Raw genomic sequence first — 20,764 nt, forward strand, 5'->3', positions numbered from 1 at the left:
ATCATCCGCGGCTCTCGTTGACCGCCGTTTACCGCTCTGTCTGGCACTGTAGTGGCACGGCGGGGGCCGCTGAAGGGGATCGCGCTGTACCCGAGACTTTGCTCGGCGGGTGCGCGCAAGGATGGTTCGAAGTCGGCATTGCTGCCGCAAGTGGTGGCTTGTCCTGCAAGGCTGGGCGGCGTGACGTACGCAGTGACAGTGGATACGCAGATCGCGAGCGGCGCTCCGGAGATGGACGAGCTGCAGCGGGTCGGTGCCGGGGCGCTCCTGGAGCAGAGCTTCGACTCGGTCGAGTCGATCGACGGTCCGGACGGTGTGGAAGTGGAGATTGCCGACACGTGGGTCGGCGTCCATCCCGGCGGTGCACTACTGAAGGTGTTCGTGGACGCGCCGGCGCTGGAGTTCGCCGAGGAGGCGGTTCGTGCGCTGGTGGAGGGGCTGCTTGAGCGCTCGGCACTGCTCGGCGACTGGACGGTCGAGCGGTGTGAGGTCGAGCTGCACCCCGACCTCGCGAACGAGAGCCTGGAGGCGGCCGACGGCCCGGATGCCCCGCCGGACGATCTCGCCTCGCGGCGTGCCCGACTGATCGAGTCGGCCGCTGGCGATACCGCCGTCGGCGCGACGAGCGACGCCGTCGATACCGAGGCGGCGCAATGCAGGATGCGCTCCATGGCCAGCCAGCTGCGGGCCTTCGGGCCGGAGATTTTCGGCGCTCCCGATGAGGAGGACAAGGACGGCGACCTCGCCGATTACGGCTCCCGGGTGTCGGTCGATGATGCAGAGCTGGCGGCCGGGGCGTTGGTGTGGGCGACGGATGTCCTCTTGGACGAGCTGTTCCAGGATGCGTACGCACTGGCCGCAGAGGAGATGAATGTTGCTGAGTGCAACCGGCCGATGTGGCTGCTCGATGAACTGCCTCCGCGCGATGCCCTTCAATACGACGCCCGTTTCGGCCGGCGCTTCCTGGTGACGGCCGTTGCCCTGACCACACGCTTCACCGAGGGCAGCTTCCAGCAACTGGGCTGTGTAGCGGAGGAGCTGGTACTGAAGCTCCTTCTCGACCGGGCCGAGGTGACCCTCGAAACGTTCGGTCTCCTCGATGAGGGGGTCTCGTCGGCTCTGGAGTGCTTTGCCGCGATGGTCTACGAAGACATGGACCACGAGTGGTTGTACGACGACTCGAAGGACGGCATCGACGAGAGTCCGGTGGGCGAGTACCTCGGTGTCGCGCCCATGGGGCTGGCGAGTTGGTTCAAGCCGTTCAACGACGGCCGGTACGTCCATCCCTACGTAGTGGATGACCCCTTCGCTCAGGAGCGCTGAGCGAGGGAGAACAGGTACTGGTTGGTGGCCACGAGGCAGAGCAGCCGCTGCGACGGGGCCTTTGAGCCCACGACCTCTTCGACCCGAATGAGGTTCGGGCAAGATCGAGACCCGCCTGTTTGGCTTTCCCGCAGGTCAGGGTGTTGGGATCGATGGGCCTCACGTGGTTTCGGGAGGGTTTGGGGAGCGGGTCGGCTCCCAGATGGCTCCCACGATGCGCCGAAGGCTGCCGCTCTTCTCCGGCCGTGAACCTCAGCCGATCGGACGGCGGGGTGGCAGAGGTGCCAGGCTGGTCGCTGAGGGGCCTCCTGCTGTTTGCAGACCGGCACCTAGCTCGTGCAACGGGGCCGCGGCGTCAGCCTCATTCCCGGGCCTCAGTCCCGTACTCGCCCTCGCCGAGCTGATCGGTGACCGTCGTCTCGCTCCGCTTCAGCAGGAGGGGCCGGTTGGCCCGTCTTGCCGGACCTTCCGATCTTGCGGCGGCGCTCCGTCACCTGCCAGCGCTGACGTCGGTGTTCGAGGACGGCCTTCCACAGCTCCAGGCGATGGCGAGAATCCTTGGGCAACATGAAGCGGAGGACTCCGAGGACAACGGCAGCCACCAGCACGGGTGCGGAATCCGGGTGGTCGGTGAGGAACGGCATGGATCAGCCCTTCCCGTCGCACAGGTCGAGCGAGGCGGTGCCCAGCACCACCCGGTAGGTGTCACCGTGGCGGGTAAATCTCGCGCCCTTGACCCCGGCCTCCCGGTGGGTCAGTGCCAGAGCCAGGTCGCAGGGTTCGGGATAGCCGGTCCACCGGAACTCCCATGAGTCGCCGGCGCCCCAGAGCCGACGTACGGGACCGTGCCGGATCACTTCTGGTTCCTTCCTGCGTTCGACTCCGGGGCGCTCCAGAGGGTCCCAGGACAGACTGGTCGCCCAGTGGCCACGCCGGTCAACCAGGCTGTAGCGGGAAACGAGACCTGCCAGCAGAGTGGTCGCTTCCCCCGAGATCGGGGGGACCGCTGCCAGTGCGCGGCGCTCGTGTGCGGTGAGGTCGTTGTCCAGCGTGAGATAGGGGTGCCGGGGCACGAGGCTGCGCCTGTTGCCGCGCCGGCACCCGGCCGGGTCACCGGTGATGGTCAGCAGTGCACCGGTCGGCAGATGGCGCAGACAGACGGAGCGCTGCCCATGGCACGTGTAGCTGACCTCGTGCCGTAGTCCGGGGACGCCGCGTGAGTCGACCCCCTTGGTGGCCAGCAGCCGGGTGGCCACGTTCTCCGGGGCGCGCTCCGCCACCATCACCAACTGGTCCCTGCGGGGCGACATCACCGGGTCGTACGAGGCGACAACCGAGTAGTTCCACCTCGCCGTCGGGCCGGTGTACACGTTGCCGTTGAAAAGCGCGAGCGCTAGTAGGGCCCGGAAGGCGCGCTGGTTGTCCGAGCAGTGGTCCAGGCCCAGTCCGCGGGTGCCGCTGCTGATCGCGGATCGGGCGGCGGCTTTGCTCTCCCCGGTGTACTGGACGCGGAGCGGGATCCGCTCCTCGGGCGCCATGGTGTGGACGGGCAGCCCGCCCAACTCGCGCGCGGCGGTCAACCGTGCCTGTTGGAAGGGGATGACGTCCCCGGACTCGTGTCGGATACGGCGTGCGAGTGTGGCGATATCCCTGTCGAGCGTCATGTCCGGCTCCCGGTGGGCGTGCCTCAGTGCTCCCGCCCACTGCGCCCCATAGGAGGAACAACAGTTTTCAATCACGCGCGCCCGACGGCACTTTGCGCCCTCAACCCTGGGTAGCTGCGGGAGGAACCCAGGTCCGACGTAACGGCGAGCGTGGTCGCCTGGCCGAAGCATAGCGTCTTGAGGGCGCGTTGGACGAGGGTGTGCTCCGCTTGCGGAGCACACCCTGATCGCCTTTCAGTGCAACCAGTTCGCTACTCCCATGACACTGGCCGCCACCGTGCTCGCGAGCGTCAGCAATTTGAGCGGTGCGCGATCAAGGGGCACGTGCAAGGGGCCGCAACGGAGCTCGAATGTGCGTCGTCGCACGAGAAGGACTGACCTCCTACTTACTTGCGGTTGCGGGATGAACGGCCAGTCCAGACGGCGTACAAGCCGCCGAGGGCCGCCGCTAGAACCGACATCCCCTCGGCGTCGACCGACCGACTCATGATGAGCACTACACCGACCGCGAGAACGCCGATGAACGCTGTGACGTCAGCACCGAGTTGCGTAGGCTGGGTGGGCATCAGTGTTCCTCCAGAACGCTGTGGTTGGGCGCGAGGACGGTGGATGCTTGCCGGCGCTGCCGTCCTCGCCTCCGAGCACCGGGCGGTGCTCGCTGGGAACCATTCTGAGCGGGCCATCGGAGGACAGGCATGGACAGCGATGACGTCTTGGTCCGACTTATCCGCGCGCGTGTGCCCGCGCAGAGAAGGAGAGAGGTCGGACCAAGACGTCATCACCTGCGGTAGGGGGACGACTTTGACGGAGACGACGCAGAATCAGCAGAGAGCCAGGAAGCGAGCCGAGACCCTCAGAGTCCTCGTCCGGGAGCGGGGGCTCCCGGAGGTTCTCGCCGCGGAGGAGAAGCTGTGGTCCAACGGCCACGCACCCAAAGAAATTCGCATTCGAACCCCTTATGTCCGCAACCATGATATTCCAGACGTGGACCTTTGGGCTCCGTTTCCCATACCTGCGCAGCTCAGATTCGGATCCGAACTAGACGAACGCAAGCGCCCTGCGTCTCACATACTTCCCCCTATGGCGCGCCTTATTGTTTCGCAAGGGGTGGCGCTTCAGTTTCATTTGACTGCGCTATTTGTCGCACACTGTCAATCCCGCCCGGGTCGGGCGTGGGGCAATCAGATTCCCCTCAGTGGTCGTACCCCTGATTCGGTGAATTGGTTGGACCTTATTGCCGTGTCTGCCAAATCTAGTGGGAGTTCCGCCCAGGCGTCGTCCTACACGCGGAACAAACTCCGCCAGTTCCGATCGGCTCTCGGTCTACTGGCTCGAAATCATGTTGTCGACCTGGGGAAACCCGGATCGGTGAATAGGTACGAAGGTTTCCTGCTTCTGTCGGAGGATGCCAGTAGCTCATCGTCGGGTGCAGTCGAGTATCGCGTCCCCCGTGACGGCGAAGATACGCTGAAAATTCCCTTTCAGTTCTTCACGAGGGGGTGGGTGCATGTGTTGACGAAGAGTGAGATCGCTGCCTTCTTGATGTGCCTCCAGTTGGCCTCCAAAGAGGAGTATCGATCCATTTCATGGAAGGAACGGGCCGGCCTTTTTGGGCTGTCGCGCGACGTGTATGACGCCACGCAGGCCCTTGAGGCATACCGGCTTATCAACATCATGAGGCCAAGGGGTCGCAGGGAGGACGGTACTTGGCGCGGATTCAGCAGCGGCGGCCAACCGTTCTCAAATGCGATTCGCCTGAACCTTCGCGGCCTATGGAGACCGGCTCACGAAGTTGTCGAGGCAGCGGTGATGAAGACTGCTGCTCTAGGTAAATGGTCCAGACCCCTCGGTGGGTGAGCCAGGCGCGCATGCCGAGACGTTGCGTGTCAGCGTGCCTTCCTGTCGTGGTTTTTGGGTCTGCATTGATGGGACTCTCGTCGACCCCTTCCTGCCTGGGATGCCCGTGCTCGCCGTGCACCGGCCTGCCCTGCGCACTGGCGCCACGTCACGACAACAAGAACGCCGATGTGTCTGTCCGAGGTAGGTGCCACCATGGCCCGCATGGTTGCCAAGAGGTGTGATCACTGTGATCTGTTCATTGGTAATGGCTGTGACTGCCTGCGGGACGGCTCGGACGGTTTACGGCTGGTTGTTCCTCCCGACAGAATCCTGATCTCGCCGCAAGGGATGGCTCACCTGCCGGATGCGTGCAACCACCATCCGGATCAGAGCCACCGAGATGCCGGGTGGGGCTGGATTTCACAGCCGGCGAAAGGGCTGTGGGAGGAGATAGGTCCTACACGCCCCGTACGGGCCACGGAGGGGAATACGGCTCTCGTCGCCGACAGTCGGTGCAGGAGCTGTCTGTCGTAGCCGCGGATGGTCCGCAGCTCCCTGGGGCTGTTCCGGTAGTTCGAGATGGTGGGTGGCGAACTTCCAGGCGAGGGTGGCCAGAAGCAGGTTGGGGAGTCGGTCCCCGCACCATGTGCGCCCTGCTCCGGCCGTTCGACCTGTCCGGGCGGAGACGGCCGGAGCGGGCAGTGGTCCCACCCTTCAACGGTGATGCAGGGAAGGGCGGGACCGGCTTCCCTCACTGCGCCGGCATGGCACGGCATCCTTCAGGGGAGCGTCCGGAACGCTTCCCGCAGGACGGACCGGGGCCGCAACCTGCGCGCGTCGGCTCAGGTGAGAGGGGACACGTACGTGTCTTCTCGGGCTCTCCGGTCGGGGGAAGTTGTGCGGACGGAGAGGCCGTAGCCGTACTACGGCGCCCTGCCCGAGTTCACAGGTAGATCTGCTTGCCGCACTTGGTGCAGCACTTCTGGCCCTTGGGGACGTCGTGGGCGCAATCGAGCTGGCAAGGCATGACGGGGTCCTCTGGGGCTGAGCAGGCGGACACAGGCAGCCGGCCAGGCGCGCGGGCGACTCCTGCCGAAGGGGAGTTCTAGGTGTTGCTGTGGGGGCCGCCGTGGCGGCGAGGCAGCGGCGGTTGCGGTTGGGCGGTCCGATCCGGCGTGGAGGCCAAGGCGCGTAGTTGGTCGACGTGCTGCCGTACGTGGTCGGCGAGGTCGGCGTAGAACGGCACGCGGGCGGCTGCCTGGAGGATTTCGGTGCAGGCGGTCAGCTCTCCGATCAGGCCGGCGGGGGTGCCCAGGACGTGAGCGAATTCCTTGCGGACGCGTTCGGCGAGGTCTGGTACGTGCAGGGAGTGCAGGTAGAGGTTCGCGGCGTCGTAGCCGGTGGGGGCGGTGCCCCAGCCTTCCCAGTCGAGGAGGGTCAGTTGGGGTCCGGTGAGGTTGGCCCAGTGGAGGTCGCCGTGTGCGGTGGTCCAAGTGATCTGACCTGGAATGATGTTGGTGAATTCCGGGACGCGGCGGCGGATGTACTGCTCGCGTACCGCCACGCGGTCAGTGGGGACGGTGGCGATGCGGTCCAGGGAACGGTGGAGGCTGTGCCACCAGGTATCCGGTAGGTCCATGCCCCTGCGGATGACCGGGCTTTCGGAGACCGGTGTCGTGGTGACGTATTCGTAGAGCTCTGCCCGGTAGTCGCAGCCGTCGGCTGACCAGTCCCGTAGCCCGAGCAGTCGCGGCCGGGGGACAGTCGGAGGCATGGACCGTTCTGCCTCCTTCGGTCCCTCCCACAGTTTCCCGGTGCCTTTGCCGTGGGGTTCGCTGACGAGCCGCAGCCAGGCAGGGGTGGTCGGAGTGGCGACGGCGGCTGACAGGGTCCGGCCGGCGTATCCCCACACCTCCCCGCCCGCGGTGCCGGTGAGGCCCAGAAGGGCGCAGTCGTGGTCGCGGGCGGAGAGCATGCGGTCCCTGACGGGCGGCTCAGGGGCGGTGAACATGGGGCTACCTTCTGCGCCTGACGGCGGCGATGTCGGCCGCGACCAACTCAGTGACCAGGGCGGCGATCTGGCCGACGGGGAGGGCAGAGGCTACCGCCAGTTCGCCCAGGGACGCGGTACTTCCCTCGGTGAGGTGTTGGACCACGGCGAGGGCCGGGGCGGCGAACGTCCACTGCCGGCCGCCCGCGCTCATGACCACGTGGCCCTCGTCGTCGACCTCGTACCAGGCGCCCGAGGCGGTGAGGCGGACGTGAAGGTTTTCGTCGGCGGGGATGCCGTCGACGAACGGCAGAGAGGGCGTCGGCCGTCCCGGGTCCATCGTTCCCCGTGCGCAGAGGAACTCCTCGATCGCGCCGTCGTGCAGGACCTCGGCGAACGCCTTCCGCAGCCTTGCGAGGTGCGCTGCCTGTGCTTCGGGCGAGGCGAGGTGGGGCAAGTTGGCGCGGACGGTTGCCGAGGCCCGCAGCTGGTCCGCCAGCCAGGAGAGCAGGTCGGCGCCAGTGGTGGGCTTCAGCCCGCAGGTCAGGTGCAGGGAGCGGCCTTCGGTGGCGGCGACGGCGTGCCACCAGCCGCGGGGCAGGTAGAGCATGTCGCCAGCCCGCAGGACGATCTCGGCGACCGGTTCACTGTCAGGTGGTTCGGGGGCTTCGACGTCGATCCGGAGCGGGGCGACACGGGTGGGTTCGTAGGTCTTCCACCGCTTGGCGCCTTCGAGTTGGAGGACCACCACGTCGTGGTCGTCGAAGTGGAGGCCGAAGCCCTCCTTCGAGGTCCACGAGGCGTAGAGGTTGACCTGGATGTCGGTCCTGAGGTGCCGTTCGAGGGCTTCGGCGAAGCGCCCCACTCCCTCGTGCAGGGAGTCGACGGCGTCCAGGACGAGCGAGGCTCCCTCGTTGAGCCGGCGGTGGAGGTTGCCCGGTTCGATGCGGTGCCAGATGGTGCGCCGCCTGGAGACCACGGGGTGGCTGTAGGCGTGCTGGGGGACCTGGGTGCCGTCGTCGAACAGCCGCAGCCGCGGGGGTTCGAGGCGCTGCCGGGCGATGATCTCGTTGAGGTCGTCCCAGGTGAACAGGCCGGAGAAGTCTCCGACTCCGGGCCAGAGGCGGTAGGTGCGGCCGAGCGTCTCGGCGGGGAAGTCCCCGCCGAGACTGTCGACCGCCGCGGTGAGGGCGGTCATTTTCTACGACTCCGATCAGTCGTTGCCGTCGCCCTTGCCGGTACCGCCGCCGTCGCTCAGGCGGTCCTGGGTGCGGGCGGCCTTCACGGTGCGCTTCGAGACGATCAGGTTGTCCATCTCGCTTCTCCCTTCTCTCTTTCGGTTCTCCCGCCGAGGTTTCGGCGGGAAGCTGTGTGGGGTGGGTTACGGCACCGGGTTGGTGTCGGGGGCGGTGGTCGGAGCGGGCGGGACGTGGTTGCTGTCGTGCTGGACGGTCAGCACGGCCAGGAGGGCCAGGGCGGCGGTGCTGCCCAGCAGCCACAGCCGCCCCAGCCACACCTCCAGCGGCGGGTCGTCATGGCGGTGTCGGCCTCTCACCGGCCGCCGCCCACTACGTCTCGTCCCAGCTCGCGGTCGAAATGCAGCACGCACCGGGCGAGGGCCTGGAGGCGGTGCGCGGCCGAGAGCAGACCGTCGCCGGGCCCGGCACGGAGCTGGAACTCGGCCCCGGCGATGGCCTGGCGCTGGGGGCCGTATCCCGGGCGGTACTCGTTGAGCTGGTCTTTGGCCTGGTCGACCAGTGGGGCGAGATGCCCCTTGAGGATGCCGATCAGCCGGAGGACGTCGTCGTACGGCGGGAGGGTCTCCCGGGAGCGGAGAGCCGCAGCGACGGCGGCCCGGAGCTGGTCCCTGCCCGTGCTCACGGCGGGCGGATGCGTGACGGTGCTGGTAGCCACGAGGCGGCTCCTCGAAGACGGGGGTGGTCATCACCGCCGCCCGGGGCGAGGAGAGGCCGACTGCGCGTGGCCCCTGGCGGCTGAGACGAGTCAACCGCCGTACGGAGGGGCAGATCCGCAAACCGTTTGCGAGGTCGCAAACCCCTTGCGGGTCGGATCAGTTGACGGTCACGCCGGCACGTCCGGCGAAGGCGCGGACGCCCGCCAGGCTCCGGTCATGGTGCAGCAGCCCGCCGGCCAGGTCCTTCACCGCGCCGCGCCGGATCTCCTGGGGCGCGGCCCGTTCGGCCGCCAGCAGGGCCCGGTAGCACTGCTCGGGCTTGCCCCACTGGTCGAAGCAGCGGGCCACATCGATGAAGAACCGGCCTTGCCGCTCGGCCGTCGGCAGCGCGGTGGGGTCGATGGTCCTGGCCAGGTCGATCGCCTGGCCGGCATCCCCGAGCAGATAGTGGACCGACAGCTGATGCAACAGAACCTGCTGAAGACCGGCGTCGGTGGGGGAATCGGCGTTCGCACGACCGGCCTTGGCGGTCTCGGCCGCCTCCCCGATCAGCGCGTGCGCGGTCTGTCGGTCGCCCATCTTCGCCGCCGTGTACGCGGCGGTCGCCAGCAGCGAACTGCTCGCCGCCAGCCGGGTCGGCTCAGGCGAGCCGCCGCCGGTCCGGACATCCTGCGCGGCCCGTACGGCGATGTCGGTGGCCCGTGCGAGGTGCCCCTGGCGGCGCCAGGCGCTGGAGACCATCCGGTGGGACTCGGCGATCGTCAGGGCGTTCCCGCCCTGCGCGCGGAGTTCAGGGTGCGGTCCGAGGTGATCGCGACGAGTCCGTCCTCGCCAAGCTTGATGCACAGGCGAGCGGCGATGTTGTAGAGGTCGGCGACCGCCGTGGCAGACACCTCCGCCGGCTTCACGGCCCGAGCACGGGCGATCTGCCCGGGCAGGGTCCGGGCCAGGGTGTCGTAGCGGGCGGCCCGGAAGTGCTGGCGGGACGCCTTGACCGAGGCGGCGACACCGGCCGGTGACACGTCAACCTCCTCGGGCACGGGTGCCGTGCCGTAGAGGAGGAGGTCTTCCAGCGGTGCGAGCGTGCCTGCGGCCTGGGCCGGTGAGGCGGTCGCCACGGGAGTGGCGAAGACCACCGCCGCAGCGGCCAGAAGTTTGCGGCGTCGCACGGGGTCGTCAGCCTCCTCCGGACCAAGATTGCCGCCCACCCTAGCGGAGGCGGGGCGGCGGCGAACCGATGTCGGCGGCTGCCCGGAAGGCGGCGCGGCAGCAAGGAGTTCGGGCAGCGGAACACCCACGGCATCGGAGATGCGGCGCAGCGTCTCCAGGCTGTTGACCGGGATCACGTCCCGCTCGACCTGGGACACCCAGCTCTCCGACTTGTCGATCATCGCGGCCAAGTCCCGCTGCGGCCACCCCTTGCGCCTGCGGGCTTTTGCGATCACCTTCCCGAGCGTCAGTTCGTTCCCCGCCACTGGGTAGTCCCCCAGGTTCGTGTCCCTACCTCGTGAACAAGCCACGGTACTGGTGCAAGAGCCTCTGAAGTAGGGGTCATTGCGCCGAAGACGGGGGAATGCCTGCGGCCCGGCGGGCGACCGAGAGCACGCTTGGGGTTTGGTCATGGGCCGGGCGGTCGTGGTCACCGTCGCCGGGGCCGGTTCGCTGGCTGGTTGGCGACGACGGCTGCTGCGGGGACCTGGGCGGTCGCAGGCCGGGGGCGCTGCGTCCGGGGCGCGGTGGTGGGCGGAGTGATGTAGCCGAGGTGGTGTAGGCGCCAGACCAGGACGTCGCTGATCGAGTCCGCGCTGTCCAGTTCGCGTCGTGCCGCGGCCTTGGTGAGGAGGGCGGTGGTGTCGTGGCCGGCGCGTTCGGCTTGGTCGAGTGCGGCGGTCAGGGCGTTCCATCCTGGTTCGGCCTGGAGGCGGTCGGAGAGGTGCGGGAGCGTGGTGCGGACCGTGTTCGCCTGCCGCTGCCGTACCGGATCGGGGAGCTGCTGTCCGTATGTGCGCATGGCGGCCAACGGGGCTGCGGCGGTGGCCTGGTAGGCGGCGCGCAGGTGGTCGGCGGCGCGCTGGGCGGCTTCGGCCTGCTGGGCGTGGGCGCGGGCGGCGTGCCAGCGGGCGGCTGCGACGACGGCGAGGATCACGATGTCGAGGAGCGAGGCGGTGGCGGCGCCGTCCGGTCCGCGGCCGAGGGCGGGACCGGAGTGAACGATCTGGAGGGCCGCGCGTCGCAGCCCGTGCATCTGCGCCTCCTTGGCACGGATATGGGAGCGGGTGGCGCGCTCGAAGTGCCTTGCGGCCTCTCGCAGTTCGTTCCGCGTGGTTCCGCCGCTGGTCTGGGTGAGGGCGTCGAGGACCTCGCCGACGCCGATCAGCTGGGCCGAAGCCGCGCCGTCGTCGCCGGATGTCATGGACGTCAAGGCCGCGTCGGAGGCCTCGGCGGCGAAGTGGCGGGCGCGGACCGGTGCGGTGGCACCGCTGCGTTCCAGGACCGTAGGCGGCCCGGCCATGTCCGCCGTGGTGGCGAATCGCTTGCGTATCCGGGGCAGGGACAGGTCCGGGGCAAGCTTGGATCCGGAGAACCAGATGGGCTGGCCCGTCTTGTTGCGGTCGCCGACGATGGCGACCGAGTAGCCGAGCATGTCTCCGGACGGCGCGACCCGCTTCTTGATCCGGACGCCTTCGGCGGCGAGCCGGTCGAAGAACTCGGTCTCGTCGACCGCGCCGGCCAGCGCCCGGTGGACGTGCTCACGCAGCAGTTCGCGCGAGGTGGAGTCCTGGCCGAGCCGTTCGGCCTTGTTGCGCTCGGCGCTGGTGGATCGCTTGGCGGCGGTGCCGTCTCCCGGCGCGACGCGGCGGAGTCCGTAGTCGGCTTCGATGGCGCGGGCCTCGGTCTGGGCGCGGCGGGCTTCGTTGTGCAGGCGGGGGCGGCGTCCGTCGTCGCGGACGAGGGTGGCGACGATGTGGATGTGGTCGTCGGCGTGGCGTACGGCCGCCCAGCGGCACGCCGTCTCGTCGCCGTCGGGGGCGATGCCCGTGGCGTTGACCACGCGGCGGGCGATGGCCGCCCAGTCCTCGTCGGAGAGGACCGGGTCTTCGGGGGCGGCGCGCACGGACAGGTGCCAGACGTGCTTGTCCGGGCGCCGTTGCTCCGGGAGGGCGTTGACGGGCTGGTCGAGCAGTTGCTGGAGCTGCCTGTAGGTGGCTTGGGGATCGCGGCCGGGGTCGGGGGCGAGCGGGTCGAAGGCGGCGACGAGGTGTGGGTCGAGGTGTTCTTCGTGCGTGCCGGGACCGTAGAGGTAGTGCAGCAGGCCGGCAGTGCGGCCGCCGCGTTTGTGGAGGCGGGGGATCACTGCGAGCCACCGCCGCTCCGGGACGCGAGGAGGGCGTCGGCGGCGTTCTCCATGCGGCGGGCCGCGTCTTTGACCGCCTGGGCGGCGGCGTCCAGCTGGGGTGCGTCGGCACCGGAGTTGAGGGCTTTGGCGACCTGGTTGAACAGGCCGTGGATGCGGCCCAGGTGCCGGCGGGCGGCGAAGACCTCGTCGAGCACTTCCCGTTCGGTGGCGATCTCGACGTCGGTGCGATTCAGGTCGCGGGCGGCCTTGTCCACGGCGTAGGCGAGGAAGGCGGCGTGGCTCATGTTGCAGGCGGTAGCTGCGGCGTCGAAGCGGGCGTACTCGGTGTCGTTCATACGGCAGCTCGGCTGGTGCACACGCTTGAGCGGCTTGGGCTGACGCGGGCGCTGGCGTGCGCGGGAGAGAGTTTCCGACCGTTGCGACTGCGGGCCGCCCTCGGTCGCTGACGCCCGGCCCGGTGCCCCCTGGCGCCGGGCCGCTCCCGCCACCCCCGGGGCGGGATTCCCGGAAGCATTGCTTCCGGGACAACTTGCTCCGCCTGGGGCTTGGGTGGAGTTCTGTGTGCGGTCGTGGTGGGCGAGGTCTTCGGGGTTCGGGGTGTGCATGCGGTGCGGTTCTCCGTCGGGCGGGGGTGGTTCGGTCCGTTGGCGAGCGGATCGGGGAGGGGAATGGCCGTGGGTGGCATGTGTGAGCGAGGGGTGGCCCTGTTCCTGGGCGGTGGGCTGCTGGTCCGCGGGGCGGACGGGTGGGGGTGACCGGATATCCGGTCAGGCGGTGCGGCCCCGGTCTGCGGGCTGGTCGTCCTCGGACCGGAGGACCTTCATGAGTTCAGTGAGCCGGTCTTCGGCGATGGTCAGTTCGGCTTCGCGGATGGCGTCGCGGACCACCGTGCGGGAGGTCTTTCCGTGTGCGTCGATCGCCTTGCGGGCGATGTCGAGGAGCACGTTCATTTCGGCGCCCGGAGGCCGTCCGTAGCGGCGGGGGACCGTGTCGTTGGGCTGTGGGGCGTCGGCCTCGTCTGCGGGTTCCGGGTGGGGGCGGCTGGCTTCCGTGCGGTCGTGCGGGTGCGGGGGCGCCACTTCCGCGCGGGCAGGGAATGGGGCTGCCGGGGTTGGGGTGTGCCGGGCGATGAGGATGTAGAGGTGGACGGCGCCGGCTAGGGCGAGTGGGGCGAGGGTGGAGAGCACTCCGACCGTGAGGTCGCCGAGGCGCAAACCCGCCTCCGTGGCTTGTTGGTTGAGGCGTACGGCGTGGAGGGCGTTGGCCCAGATGCTGGCGGTGGTGGCGGTGCCGAAGAGGGCCCAGACGTACATCCGTGAGCGGAACGGAGCGGTGCGCAGGATGATCAGGGCGCGGACGCCGTAGGCGATGAACCCGTCGATGACGAGGGGGAAGAGGTAGGTCAGCAGTCCGCGGACGTGGATGGCGGTGGCCATCTGCTGGAGTGCGTCGTAGGAGAGGGCGCATCCTGTGGCGCCGAGGGCGGTGATGGCGGCGCGGTCCCAGGCGGTGGCCCGACGCTCATCAGCAGCCCGCGGTATGGGATTTGGGGCAGGGGTGGCCAGGGCGAGGTGTGTCATACGGGCCTCCGGAGAGCCCGCCGCACCAGTGGGCGGTCTGGTGCTGGCGGATGGGATTGCGGGGCGACGAGGCAGGGCGCAGGGGCCTGTTAACGGCCGGTGGGCTGCCTTCTGCGGTCGGTGCCGCCGAGGATGACGCGGGTGGTCATCTGGGCGAGGCGGGAGGCGACGCGGTCGCCTACGGCGTCACGGAGCTCGGTGATCGGCAGGTTGGTGGTGACCAGGGTCGGGAGCATCTCGTTGTAGCGGCGGTTGATCAGCCGGTACGTCAGCTCCTCTGTCCACTCCGAGGTCTTGGCCGCGCCGAGGTCGTCGAGGACGAGCAGCGGGCAGCGGCCCAGGGACCACAGGGCGCGCTCGGGGGCGTGGCCCGCGCGGGGGCGCAGGTCGGCGTAGAGGTCGGCTGCGGTGGTGGCTTCCCAGCGCAGCCGTACGCCTGCGGCCAGCAGGGAGCGCACCGCGCCGTATGCCTGGTGGGTTTTGCCGGTGCCGGTGGGTCCGGCGATCAGCAGCGAGGGGCCTTCCGCGATGCCAGGGGCCCCGCCGGGTCCCTGGCGGCTGGTGCGGGTGATCTCCTCGACCCAGGCGGTGACCTCGGGGTGGTCGGCCAGGGCACGCCGGTAGCGCGCGGGGATGCGGGCGTCGGCCAGCCCAGCGCCGTCACCGGCTCGCCAGGCGACTCCTCGGCGGTGGCCGCGTCGGGGTCGATGCCCCGGCCGGCGAGGATCGAACCGAGCCGCGTGGCCAGGGCGCCGACGCGCTCCGGCTCGCGGGTGGCTGTGGCGGCTGTGGTCACAGGTCACCTCCGTAAGCGGCCTCGACGTCGGTGGGGTTGGTCCAGGGCCGGTGCGCCGCACGGGCGGGCTGGGTGGCGTTCATGGCCTCGTTGACGAGGCTGGGCAGCACGCTGGGGCTCAGGCCCTTGGTGCGCAGGCGCTCCAGTCCGGCGCGGATGTGGTCGGGAGCGATGTCCTCGCCGAGGAGTTGGTTGATCTCTCGTCCGAGGTGGCCGAGCAGCTTCTCGGGCGGGCGGTGGGCGCAGGCGCCGACGAATTCGCCGATCAGCTGCTTGGCCGAGACGGTGTCCGGCGCGGGGCCGCTTGCGGCCCCCACAGGTACTGATCCTAGATCCAGGATCCTAGGTCCTAGATCCGGACGGTGAGGACTCACGGAGGGCGCGGTGAGCCCTCCCTGCCCCCTCATCGAGGGCTCACTGAAACCGTCCTGACCTGCGGATTCTTCCCGTGACCCGGAGGGTTCGCGCATTTCACGCGAGTCCTCACGTCCTCCTCCGTGAGGTGTCGCGGAGGAGGGGATGAGGGCTCCCCGCGCGGGCGGCAAGGGCTCACTGCGCGGCGCACCGTCGTGGTGGGGACAGGCGGGGTGGCGTACGCCGCTGGGCCGGTTGATCTTCTGGTGGCGGCTCCAGGTGACGATATGCAGGTACCGCTTGCCATCCGCGCCCTCGTAGCGGCAGATCAAGTCCGCGCCGGCGAGTTGCGTGAGGTCGTCCTCGACGCCCATGGGGCCGTGTTCGGGGCGCAGGGACCACAGCAGTCCGGCGATGACGGCGGCCTGGTCGCGGAACCGGCCGTGGTCGTCGGCCTGGGTGAGCAGGCCGAAGAAGGTCCGCTCGGCGGTGACGGGGACCTGGGCGAGGGACTCGGAGGCGAAGGCTTCCGGCTTGATGGTGCGGATGCGAGCCATGCCTATCGCCCCGCCTTCGCGGACGGGCGGCGCAACGGGGGTGCGGGGAGGGAACGCGGACACGTACTCTGAGGCATAGAGTTCCTCACACGGCAGGCCATCGAGGCGGCAACCTCGGCCTGACCGGTAGATCGTTCAGGGATGGGCGGTGGTGGGGACTTCGCTTCGGCCCCGGTGTTCGCGCACCGGGGCTATTCGCGTTCCTGGGGCCCGAGGTGGGCTCAGGGCACTTATTGTACCACGCACATTGCCGATTGCAGGAGAGCTCTGCATTACGCAGGACGTTGTGCTACAGTTTTCGTATTGCGAATCGCAGTGGACTGCTACACGAGGAAGGGATCATCCGTGGAGGACGGCGAGGAGTCCGGTGACCTGCCGGTGTTCCGGGGCGAGGAGAACGCCGCCGTGCGCATCAAGCTGGAGCGCGAGGCCCGCGGCTGGGGCACGAACGCCCTGTCGGACCGGCTCAACGAGGCCGGCTTCGAGATGAACCCGTCCGCCGTGTGGCGCATCGAGAACCGCAAGCGGCGGGTCAACCTCGATGAGGCGATCGGCTTCGCCGAGGTCTTCGGCATCTCCCTCGAAAGCCTCGTCGGCTCCCCGAAGCTGGCCCAGCACGCCCGCGCGATGGAACTCGTCGAGCAGATCCGACGGGCCTTCCGCGAGACCCAGCGGGCCAACCTGGCCTTCAGCGAAGCCAGAGATGCCCTCGACCGCTACCTCGACGAGCACCCCGACATCCACGAGGAGGTCGACGCTGCCGTGCAGCAGGCCATCACCGAGGAGATCGCCGACAACCCCAGCTCTCCCTGGCACGGCATGCAGCACAACGTACGGCCCCGGCCGGCTTCGAAGCCGGACGCCCCTGACGGCGGCTCCGAAGGCTGAAGTTCCTTCCTCCAGGCCGTCGCGGCCACCGCACACCCGGGCCTTCCCGGAACTTTCCCACCACCGCCCATCCCACGATCACCGGCCAGGCCGGGGTTGCCGCCCCGCGCCGGTCAGACGAGGAACCACCCTTGCGCCACCCCGCAATACCCCCTGCCCCGCCTTCGCCCTCGCGCGCGACGGGGGAGGTGAACAACCATGCAGATCGCTCAGACCCCCTGCTGAGCGTGCCCGAGGTCGCCGAACTCCTGGGCACCAGCGAGCGTTTCCCTCGTCGGCTGATCGCCGAGCGGCGCATCCGCTACGTCAAGGTCGGACGCCACGTCCGCATCTCGCAGAGCGCGCTCGACGCGTATATCGCGGCCCGCACCGTAGAACCGGTGCGCCAGCCCCGTTCCCGCTCCGGCTACCGGCTGGCGGCGTGATGGCCCGCAAGCGTAAGCCGCAGCGGCGGCGTTACGGATCCGTGCGCCAGCTTCCCTCGGGGCGCTGGCAGGCTCGCTACCCAGACGCGAACGGAGACCTGCGCGCGGCGCCGGAGACGTTCGAGGCCAAGACGGACGCGGAGATCTGGCTCAGCCAGACCGAGGCCGACCAGACGCGCGGCGACTGGATCGACCCGCACGCCGGTGCGGTCAACTTCCTTGAGTACGCCACGAAGTGGATCGACGAGCGCGGGCTCGCCGCAACTACGGACGAGCTGTACCGCAGGCTCCTGCGTCTACACCTGGAGTCCACTCTCGGGGCGTTGGCCGTCAACGAGATCGGCCCGTCGAGGGTGCGGACGTGGCGGGCCGAGTGTCTGATGGCGACGGGCGCGACCACGGTCGCCAAGTCCTACCGCCTCCTCAAGGCGATCATGGAGACCGCGGTCGACGACGAGCTGATCCGCCGCAACCCGTGCCGCATCAAGGGCGCGGGTAAGGAGGAAGCCGACGAGCGTCCAATCGCCACCGTCGAGCAGGTCTTCGACCTCGCCGACGCCATCGGCCTGCGCTGGCGGCTGATGATCCTCCTCGGCGCGTTCGCCTCCATGCGTCCGGAGGAGCTCGCGGAGCTGCGCCGCAAGGACGTCGACCTGGACGAGGGGGCGATTTGGGTCAAGCGCGCGGCCCCGGAGCTGACCACCGGCAAGCGGGTGCTCGGCGACCCGAAGTCCCGTGCCGGCAAACGGGAGATCGTGCTGCCCCAGTTTGTGCTCACCGACCTCCGCCAGCACCTGGACTGGTTCGCCGAGCAGGGCCCGGAGGGCTTGGTGTTCGTCGGAGAGCGCGGGGCGCCCTTCCGCCGGTCCACCTTCGGACGCAGGTACCGCAAGGCGCGGAAGAAGGCCGGCCTGCCCGACGACTTCCGCTTCTACGACCTGCGGGGCACCGGCAACACCCTGGCGGCCGACACCGGCGCGAAGCTGAAGGACCTCATGGTCCGCGCCGGCCATTCCAGCGCGCGGGCCCAGCTGATCTACCAGCACTCCAAGAAGAGGCATCAGCACAAGATCGCCTCTGCCATGGACGCTGACGTACGCCGTCAGCGCCAGGAGGCATCCGAGCACAGTGAGCTGGCTGGGGAGATGGCCACAGTCCATCGCCTGGTCGTTCGGGCCGGCACTGAGGCGCCAGGGGAGGCCACCGAGGCAGCCGAGCGGTAAAGCAGCATGACCGGTGAGCGGGGCCGGGCCGACGAGACGTCCGCCCGGCCCCTTTCATACTCGCTTCTTGCGCCGGTCTTGATCGAGGCGGTCTTGGCCAGGACGCCCTCCCCTGTATGTACTGACACCAGAGACGAGCCGACCAGTGGCAAGTTCTTCCGGAGGGGGACTCATGGCGATCAAGATCGTGCCTGTGGCGGAGACGAACGCTGAGTTAATCGATGCGGCCGTGGCCTTGGGCGACCGCTACACCAAGACGCTGGGGTTGCTCACGCCGCCCGCGTACCGCAAGCACGCGAGCGATGGTGGTCTGCTTGTCGCAGTCGACCATGGCGAGGTGATCGGGTACGCGTTGTTCGGTCTCCCGAAGCGGAGCCCGCATGTGCGGCTCGCGCACCTGTGCGTTGCGGAGGAACACCGCGGGAAGGGCGCTGCGCGGCTGCTGGTGGAGGAGATCCGGCACAGGCACCGGGACCGGCTGGGAATCAAGGCGAAGTGCCGCCGTGACTACGGGCTCAGCGACATGTGGACGAGTCTGGGGTTCGTTCCGCGCGGGGAAGTGCGTGGTCGCGGACGAGACGGGGAGATCCTGGACGGTTGGTGGCTGGACCACGGCCATCTGGACCTGTTCGCGGGCATGGAAAGCGAAGCGCTGTTGGTCGTGGCCGTGGATCACGGTGTGTTCGCCGATCTCCGAGGGCGGGCGCCTACGGGCGAGGCAGCGGAGTCGCAGGCCCTGGAGGCCAGCTGGCTGACAGACCTCGTCGAAGTCGCCGCTACGCCTCAATTGCTGTACGAGATCAGAGACATCGCCGATGCAGCGGAGCGCAGGCATCAGCGGATGGCCTCGCAGGGGTTGCGGCAGCTCACCCCGGATGCTGAGGCAGTGGGTGTACGGACCCGTGAGCTGTTGCAGGCGGCGCGATCAGACGCAGCGGGCCACGGCATACCGAACGATTCCGCATTGATGCGGGGCGTGCAGTACGTGGCCGAGACTTCCTGTGCCGGCCTGCAGGTGCTCGTGACCCGGGATCCGGTGTTGATACAACTGGCCGATGCTGCCTGGAAGGTGGCCGGAGTAAGAGTCGTGACGCCGTCGGTCGTGACTCTGCATGTGGACGAGCTGCGGCAGGCTCAGATGTACCGGCCCGCCGACCTCATGGGCACGGAGTTCCGCGCCGGCGAGGTGGCCCCAGGGGCGGAGGCCGAGCTCGTGGCGTTCTTCGACCAGTCGGGCGAGGACAACGGCTCGGAGTTCGCCCAGCGGCTCGAAGCCCTGATCGGCGACACGGTTGTCTGGCACCGCGAGTTGCTGCGCGATGGCCAGGGCCGTCCGGTCGCTCTCTACGCATGGGCGATCGACGGACGGACGCTGACCGTGCCGGTCCTGCGCACCGCGGCGAACCCTTTGGAGGAGACGCTGGCGCGGCAGATGCTGTTCTCGCTGAAGCGGCTCGGAAGGGACTGCGGCGCTCAAGTCGTACACATCAGCGACCCCTTCCCCTCGCCCGCAGCCAGGGCCGCTGCGGGCAACGACGGCTTCTTCCAGCACGATGGCGGGCTGGCCTGCCTGCTGGTCGAGGTCTGCGGGAACGCCCAGGACGTGGCGGCCACTGCGGGTGAGGCCGCCCGTGAGCTGGGACGAGAAGGGGCTGCGGCACTTGAGGCTGATCTGCCGGCCGAGACCGCAGGGGTGGTCGAGCGGGCCTGGTGGCCGGCGAAGATCATGGACTCGCTGATGCCGTCGTTCCTGGCGCCGATCGAGCCTCGATGGTCCGCAGAGCTGTTCAACGTGCCGACGACGCTGCTGCCACGCCCCAATGAGTTGGGGATCAGCAGGGAACACGTCTACTACCGCTCTTCCGGGCGCCGTGGTGAGAGCGTCCCGGCCCGGCTGCTCTGGTACGTCAGCAAGGGCTCCTCTCATGAGGAGGGCCAAATGGTCATCGGCTGCTCGCGGTTGGACGAGGTGGTGATCGATGCGCCGGATGCCCTGCACTCGAAATTCGAACACCTGGGCGTATATGGTCAGGGGCAGATACGCGCAATCGCTCGCGACGACGCTTCGGGCCGTGCGATGGCCTTGAGGTTCTCGGACACCGAGATCTTTCCGAGGACGGTGTCGCTGCGTCGATTGAACTCACTGGCGGAAAGCCTGGGACTACAGTTTTCGCTGATGTCGCTGTCGAAGATCAGCAACAGGCTGTTCCAGGCGGTCTACGAAGAGGGACACCGAAGGACGTGAACGATCTGGACCGCGCGATGCTGCTGTCCGTGCACCCCCGCTTCGCCACTGCGATCCTGGCGGGCAGCAAGACGGTCGAGGTACGCCGACAGCGCGTCGCCGCGCCACCCGGCACCACCGTCGTCCTCTACGCCACCGCCCCCACGATGGCCTTGGTGGGACTGGCGCGCATCGCGGCGGTCAGCGTCGGCTCCCCCCGGGAGGTATGGCGCACTCACCGGACCCAAACCGGCATTAGCCGCAGGGAGTTCGATGAGTACATGAGCGGCGCCACCCAGGCCAGCGGGCTCACTCTTGAGGCGCCCCAGTCCTTCGAGGAGCCGGTGCCGCTCAGCGCCCTGCGTGCCGCCGGGACCTTCCACCCGCCGCAGAGCTACCGCTACCTCAAGGGCGAAGCGCTGAAGCAGGTAGCCGAAGCCTCACCGGCCGCGGGCACGGTGCTGCGCGGAATCCTGGGAGAGCCCGTACCGGCATAGAGGAGGGCGGGCAATCAGAGGGCCGGGTCGACAACCAGTTGGCCCGGCCTTCATCGTCCGCCGTTAGGCGAGGCAATGTCAGGGATGTTTGCGGGTGCATCGTTGCAGACCGTTCAATGACTTGTGGTGCA

At 68.8% G+C, this 20,764-nt stretch carries 17 protein-coding genes and 1 pseudogene; 6 read left to right on the forward strand and 12 right to left on the reverse strand.

Translation table 11 applies throughout. The features are described 5' to 3' along the window. Nucleotides 1-198: 198 nt before the first annotated feature. Complete coding sequence (locus tag ACFVT2_RS35905; protein WP_390024968.1) at nucleotides 199-1,323, forward strand: hypothetical protein; 1,125 nt, start codon at nucleotides 199-201, stop codon at nucleotides 1,321-1,323. Nucleotides 1,324-1,970: 647 nt separating this feature from the next. Here ACFVT2_RS35905 and ACFVT2_RS35910 read toward each other — a convergent pair. The 12 genes and pseudogenes from ACFVT2_RS35910 to ACFVT2_RS35965 form a co-directional block, all read right to left on the reverse strand. Continuing rightward, nucleotides 1,971-2,987, reverse strand: a complete 1,017-nt coding sequence (locus ACFVT2_RS35910) for a hypothetical protein (protein WP_390024970.1) — start codon at nucleotides 2,985-2,987, stop codon at nucleotides 1,971-1,973. Nucleotides 2,988-5,931: 2,944 nt separating this feature from the next. Next, complete coding sequence (locus tag ACFVT2_RS35915) at nucleotides 5,932-6,837, reverse strand: hypothetical protein (protein ID WP_390024972.1); 906 nt, start codon at nucleotides 6,835-6,837, stop codon at nucleotides 5,932-5,934. 4 nt (nucleotides 6,838-6,841) lie between these two features. Next, nucleotides 6,842-8,014, reverse strand: a complete 1,173-nt coding sequence (locus ACFVT2_RS35920; RefSeq protein WP_390024973.1) for a cupin domain-containing protein — start codon at nucleotides 8,012-8,014, stop codon at nucleotides 6,842-6,844. 183 nt (nucleotides 8,015-8,197) lie between these two features. Further along, entirely contained in the window at nucleotides 8,198-8,371 is a 174-nt protein-coding gene (locus ACFVT2_RS35925) for a hypothetical protein (RefSeq protein ID WP_390024975.1), read from the reverse strand. Continuing rightward, on the reverse strand, nucleotides 8,368-8,730 hold the full coding sequence (locus ACFVT2_RS35930) for a DUF6415 family natural product biosynthesis protein (protein WP_390024977.1): 363 nt from the start codon (nucleotides 8,728-8,730) through the stop codon (nucleotides 8,368-8,370). Before ACFVT2_RS35930 ends, ACFVT2_RS35925 begins: the two co-directional genes overlap by 4 nt. Before the next feature lie 157 nt (nucleotides 8,731-8,887). Next, on the reverse strand, nucleotides 8,888-9,472 hold the full coding sequence (locus tag ACFVT2_RS35935; protein WP_390024978.1) for a hypothetical protein: 585 nt from the start codon (nucleotides 9,470-9,472) through the stop codon (nucleotides 8,888-8,890). 20 nt (nucleotides 9,473-9,492) lie between these two features. Then, nucleotides 9,493-10,176 carry a helix-turn-helix domain-containing protein gene (locus ACFVT2_RS35940; RefSeq protein ID WP_390024980.1) on the reverse strand — a complete coding sequence of 228 codons (684 nt, stop codon included), beginning with the start codon at nucleotides 10,174-10,176 and terminating at the stop codon, nucleotides 9,493-9,495. 194 nt (nucleotides 10,177-10,370) lie between these two features. After that, nucleotides 10,371-12,086 (reverse strand): relaxase/mobilization nuclease domain-containing protein, encoded by a 1,716-nt coding sequence (locus tag ACFVT2_RS35945; protein WP_390024982.1) that lies wholly within the window; start codon nucleotides 12,084-12,086, stop codon nucleotides 10,371-10,373. Beyond that, the gene (locus ACFVT2_RS35950; protein ID WP_390024984.1) at nucleotides 12,083-12,424 is read right to left on the reverse strand and encodes a plasmid mobilization relaxosome protein MobC; all 342 of its coding nucleotides are present in this window, start codon (nucleotides 12,422-12,424) and stop codon (nucleotides 12,083-12,085) included. The genes ACFVT2_RS35945 and ACFVT2_RS35950 overlap by 4 nt, the downstream gene beginning before the upstream one ends. Before the next feature lie 432 nt (nucleotides 12,425-12,856). Then, nucleotides 12,857-13,669, reverse strand: a complete 813-nt coding sequence (locus ACFVT2_RS35955) for a DUF2637 domain-containing protein (RefSeq protein ID WP_390024986.1) — start codon at nucleotides 13,667-13,669, stop codon at nucleotides 12,857-12,859. Nucleotides 13,670-13,758: 89 nt separating this feature from the next. After that, nucleotides 13,759-14,465, reverse strand: a pseudogene (locus tag ACFVT2_RS35960) (ATP-binding protein). Beyond that, the gene (locus ACFVT2_RS35965) at nucleotides 14,462-15,376 is read right to left on the reverse strand and encodes a hypothetical protein (protein WP_390024988.1); all 915 of its coding nucleotides are present in this window, start codon (nucleotides 15,374-15,376) and stop codon (nucleotides 14,462-14,464) included. The pseudogene ACFVT2_RS35960 and the gene ACFVT2_RS35965 overlap by 4 nt, the downstream one beginning before the upstream one ends. A 345-nt stretch (nucleotides 15,377-15,721) precedes the next feature. Between ACFVT2_RS35965 and ACFVT2_RS35970 the strand changes: the two genes are divergently transcribed. From ACFVT2_RS35970 to ACFVT2_RS35990, 5 genes are all read left to right on the forward strand, one after another. Then, complete coding sequence (locus ACFVT2_RS35970; RefSeq protein WP_390025039.1) at nucleotides 15,722-16,264, forward strand: helix-turn-helix domain-containing protein; 543 nt, start codon at nucleotides 15,722-15,724, stop codon at nucleotides 16,262-16,264. Between the two features lie 188 nt (nucleotides 16,265-16,452). Next, complete coding sequence (locus ACFVT2_RS35975) at nucleotides 16,453-16,689, forward strand: helix-turn-helix domain-containing protein (RefSeq protein WP_390024990.1); 237 nt, start codon at nucleotides 16,453-16,455, stop codon at nucleotides 16,687-16,689. Next, nucleotides 16,689-17,912 (forward strand): tyrosine-type recombinase/integrase, encoded by a 1,224-nt coding sequence (locus tag ACFVT2_RS35980; protein ID WP_390024992.1) that lies wholly within the window; start codon nucleotides 16,689-16,691, stop codon nucleotides 17,910-17,912. Before ACFVT2_RS35975 ends, ACFVT2_RS35980 begins: the two co-directional genes overlap by 1 nt. Nucleotides 17,913-18,084: 172 nt before the next feature. Beyond that, on the forward strand, nucleotides 18,085-20,157 hold the full coding sequence (locus ACFVT2_RS35985) for a GNAT family N-acetyltransferase (RefSeq protein WP_390024994.1): 2,073 nt from the start codon (nucleotides 18,085-18,087) through the stop codon (nucleotides 20,155-20,157). After that, on the forward strand, nucleotides 20,154-20,633 hold the full coding sequence (locus ACFVT2_RS35990; RefSeq protein ID WP_390024996.1) for an ASCH domain-containing protein: 480 nt from the start codon (nucleotides 20,154-20,156) through the stop codon (nucleotides 20,631-20,633). The genes ACFVT2_RS35985 and ACFVT2_RS35990 overlap by 4 nt, the downstream gene beginning before the upstream one ends. Nucleotides 20,634-20,764 lie beyond the last annotated feature (131 nt).

The organism is Streptomyces sp. NPDC058000 (assembly GCF_042886435.1).
Classification (GTDB): Bacteria; Actinomycetota; Actinomycetes; order Streptomycetales; family Streptomycetaceae; genus Streptomyces.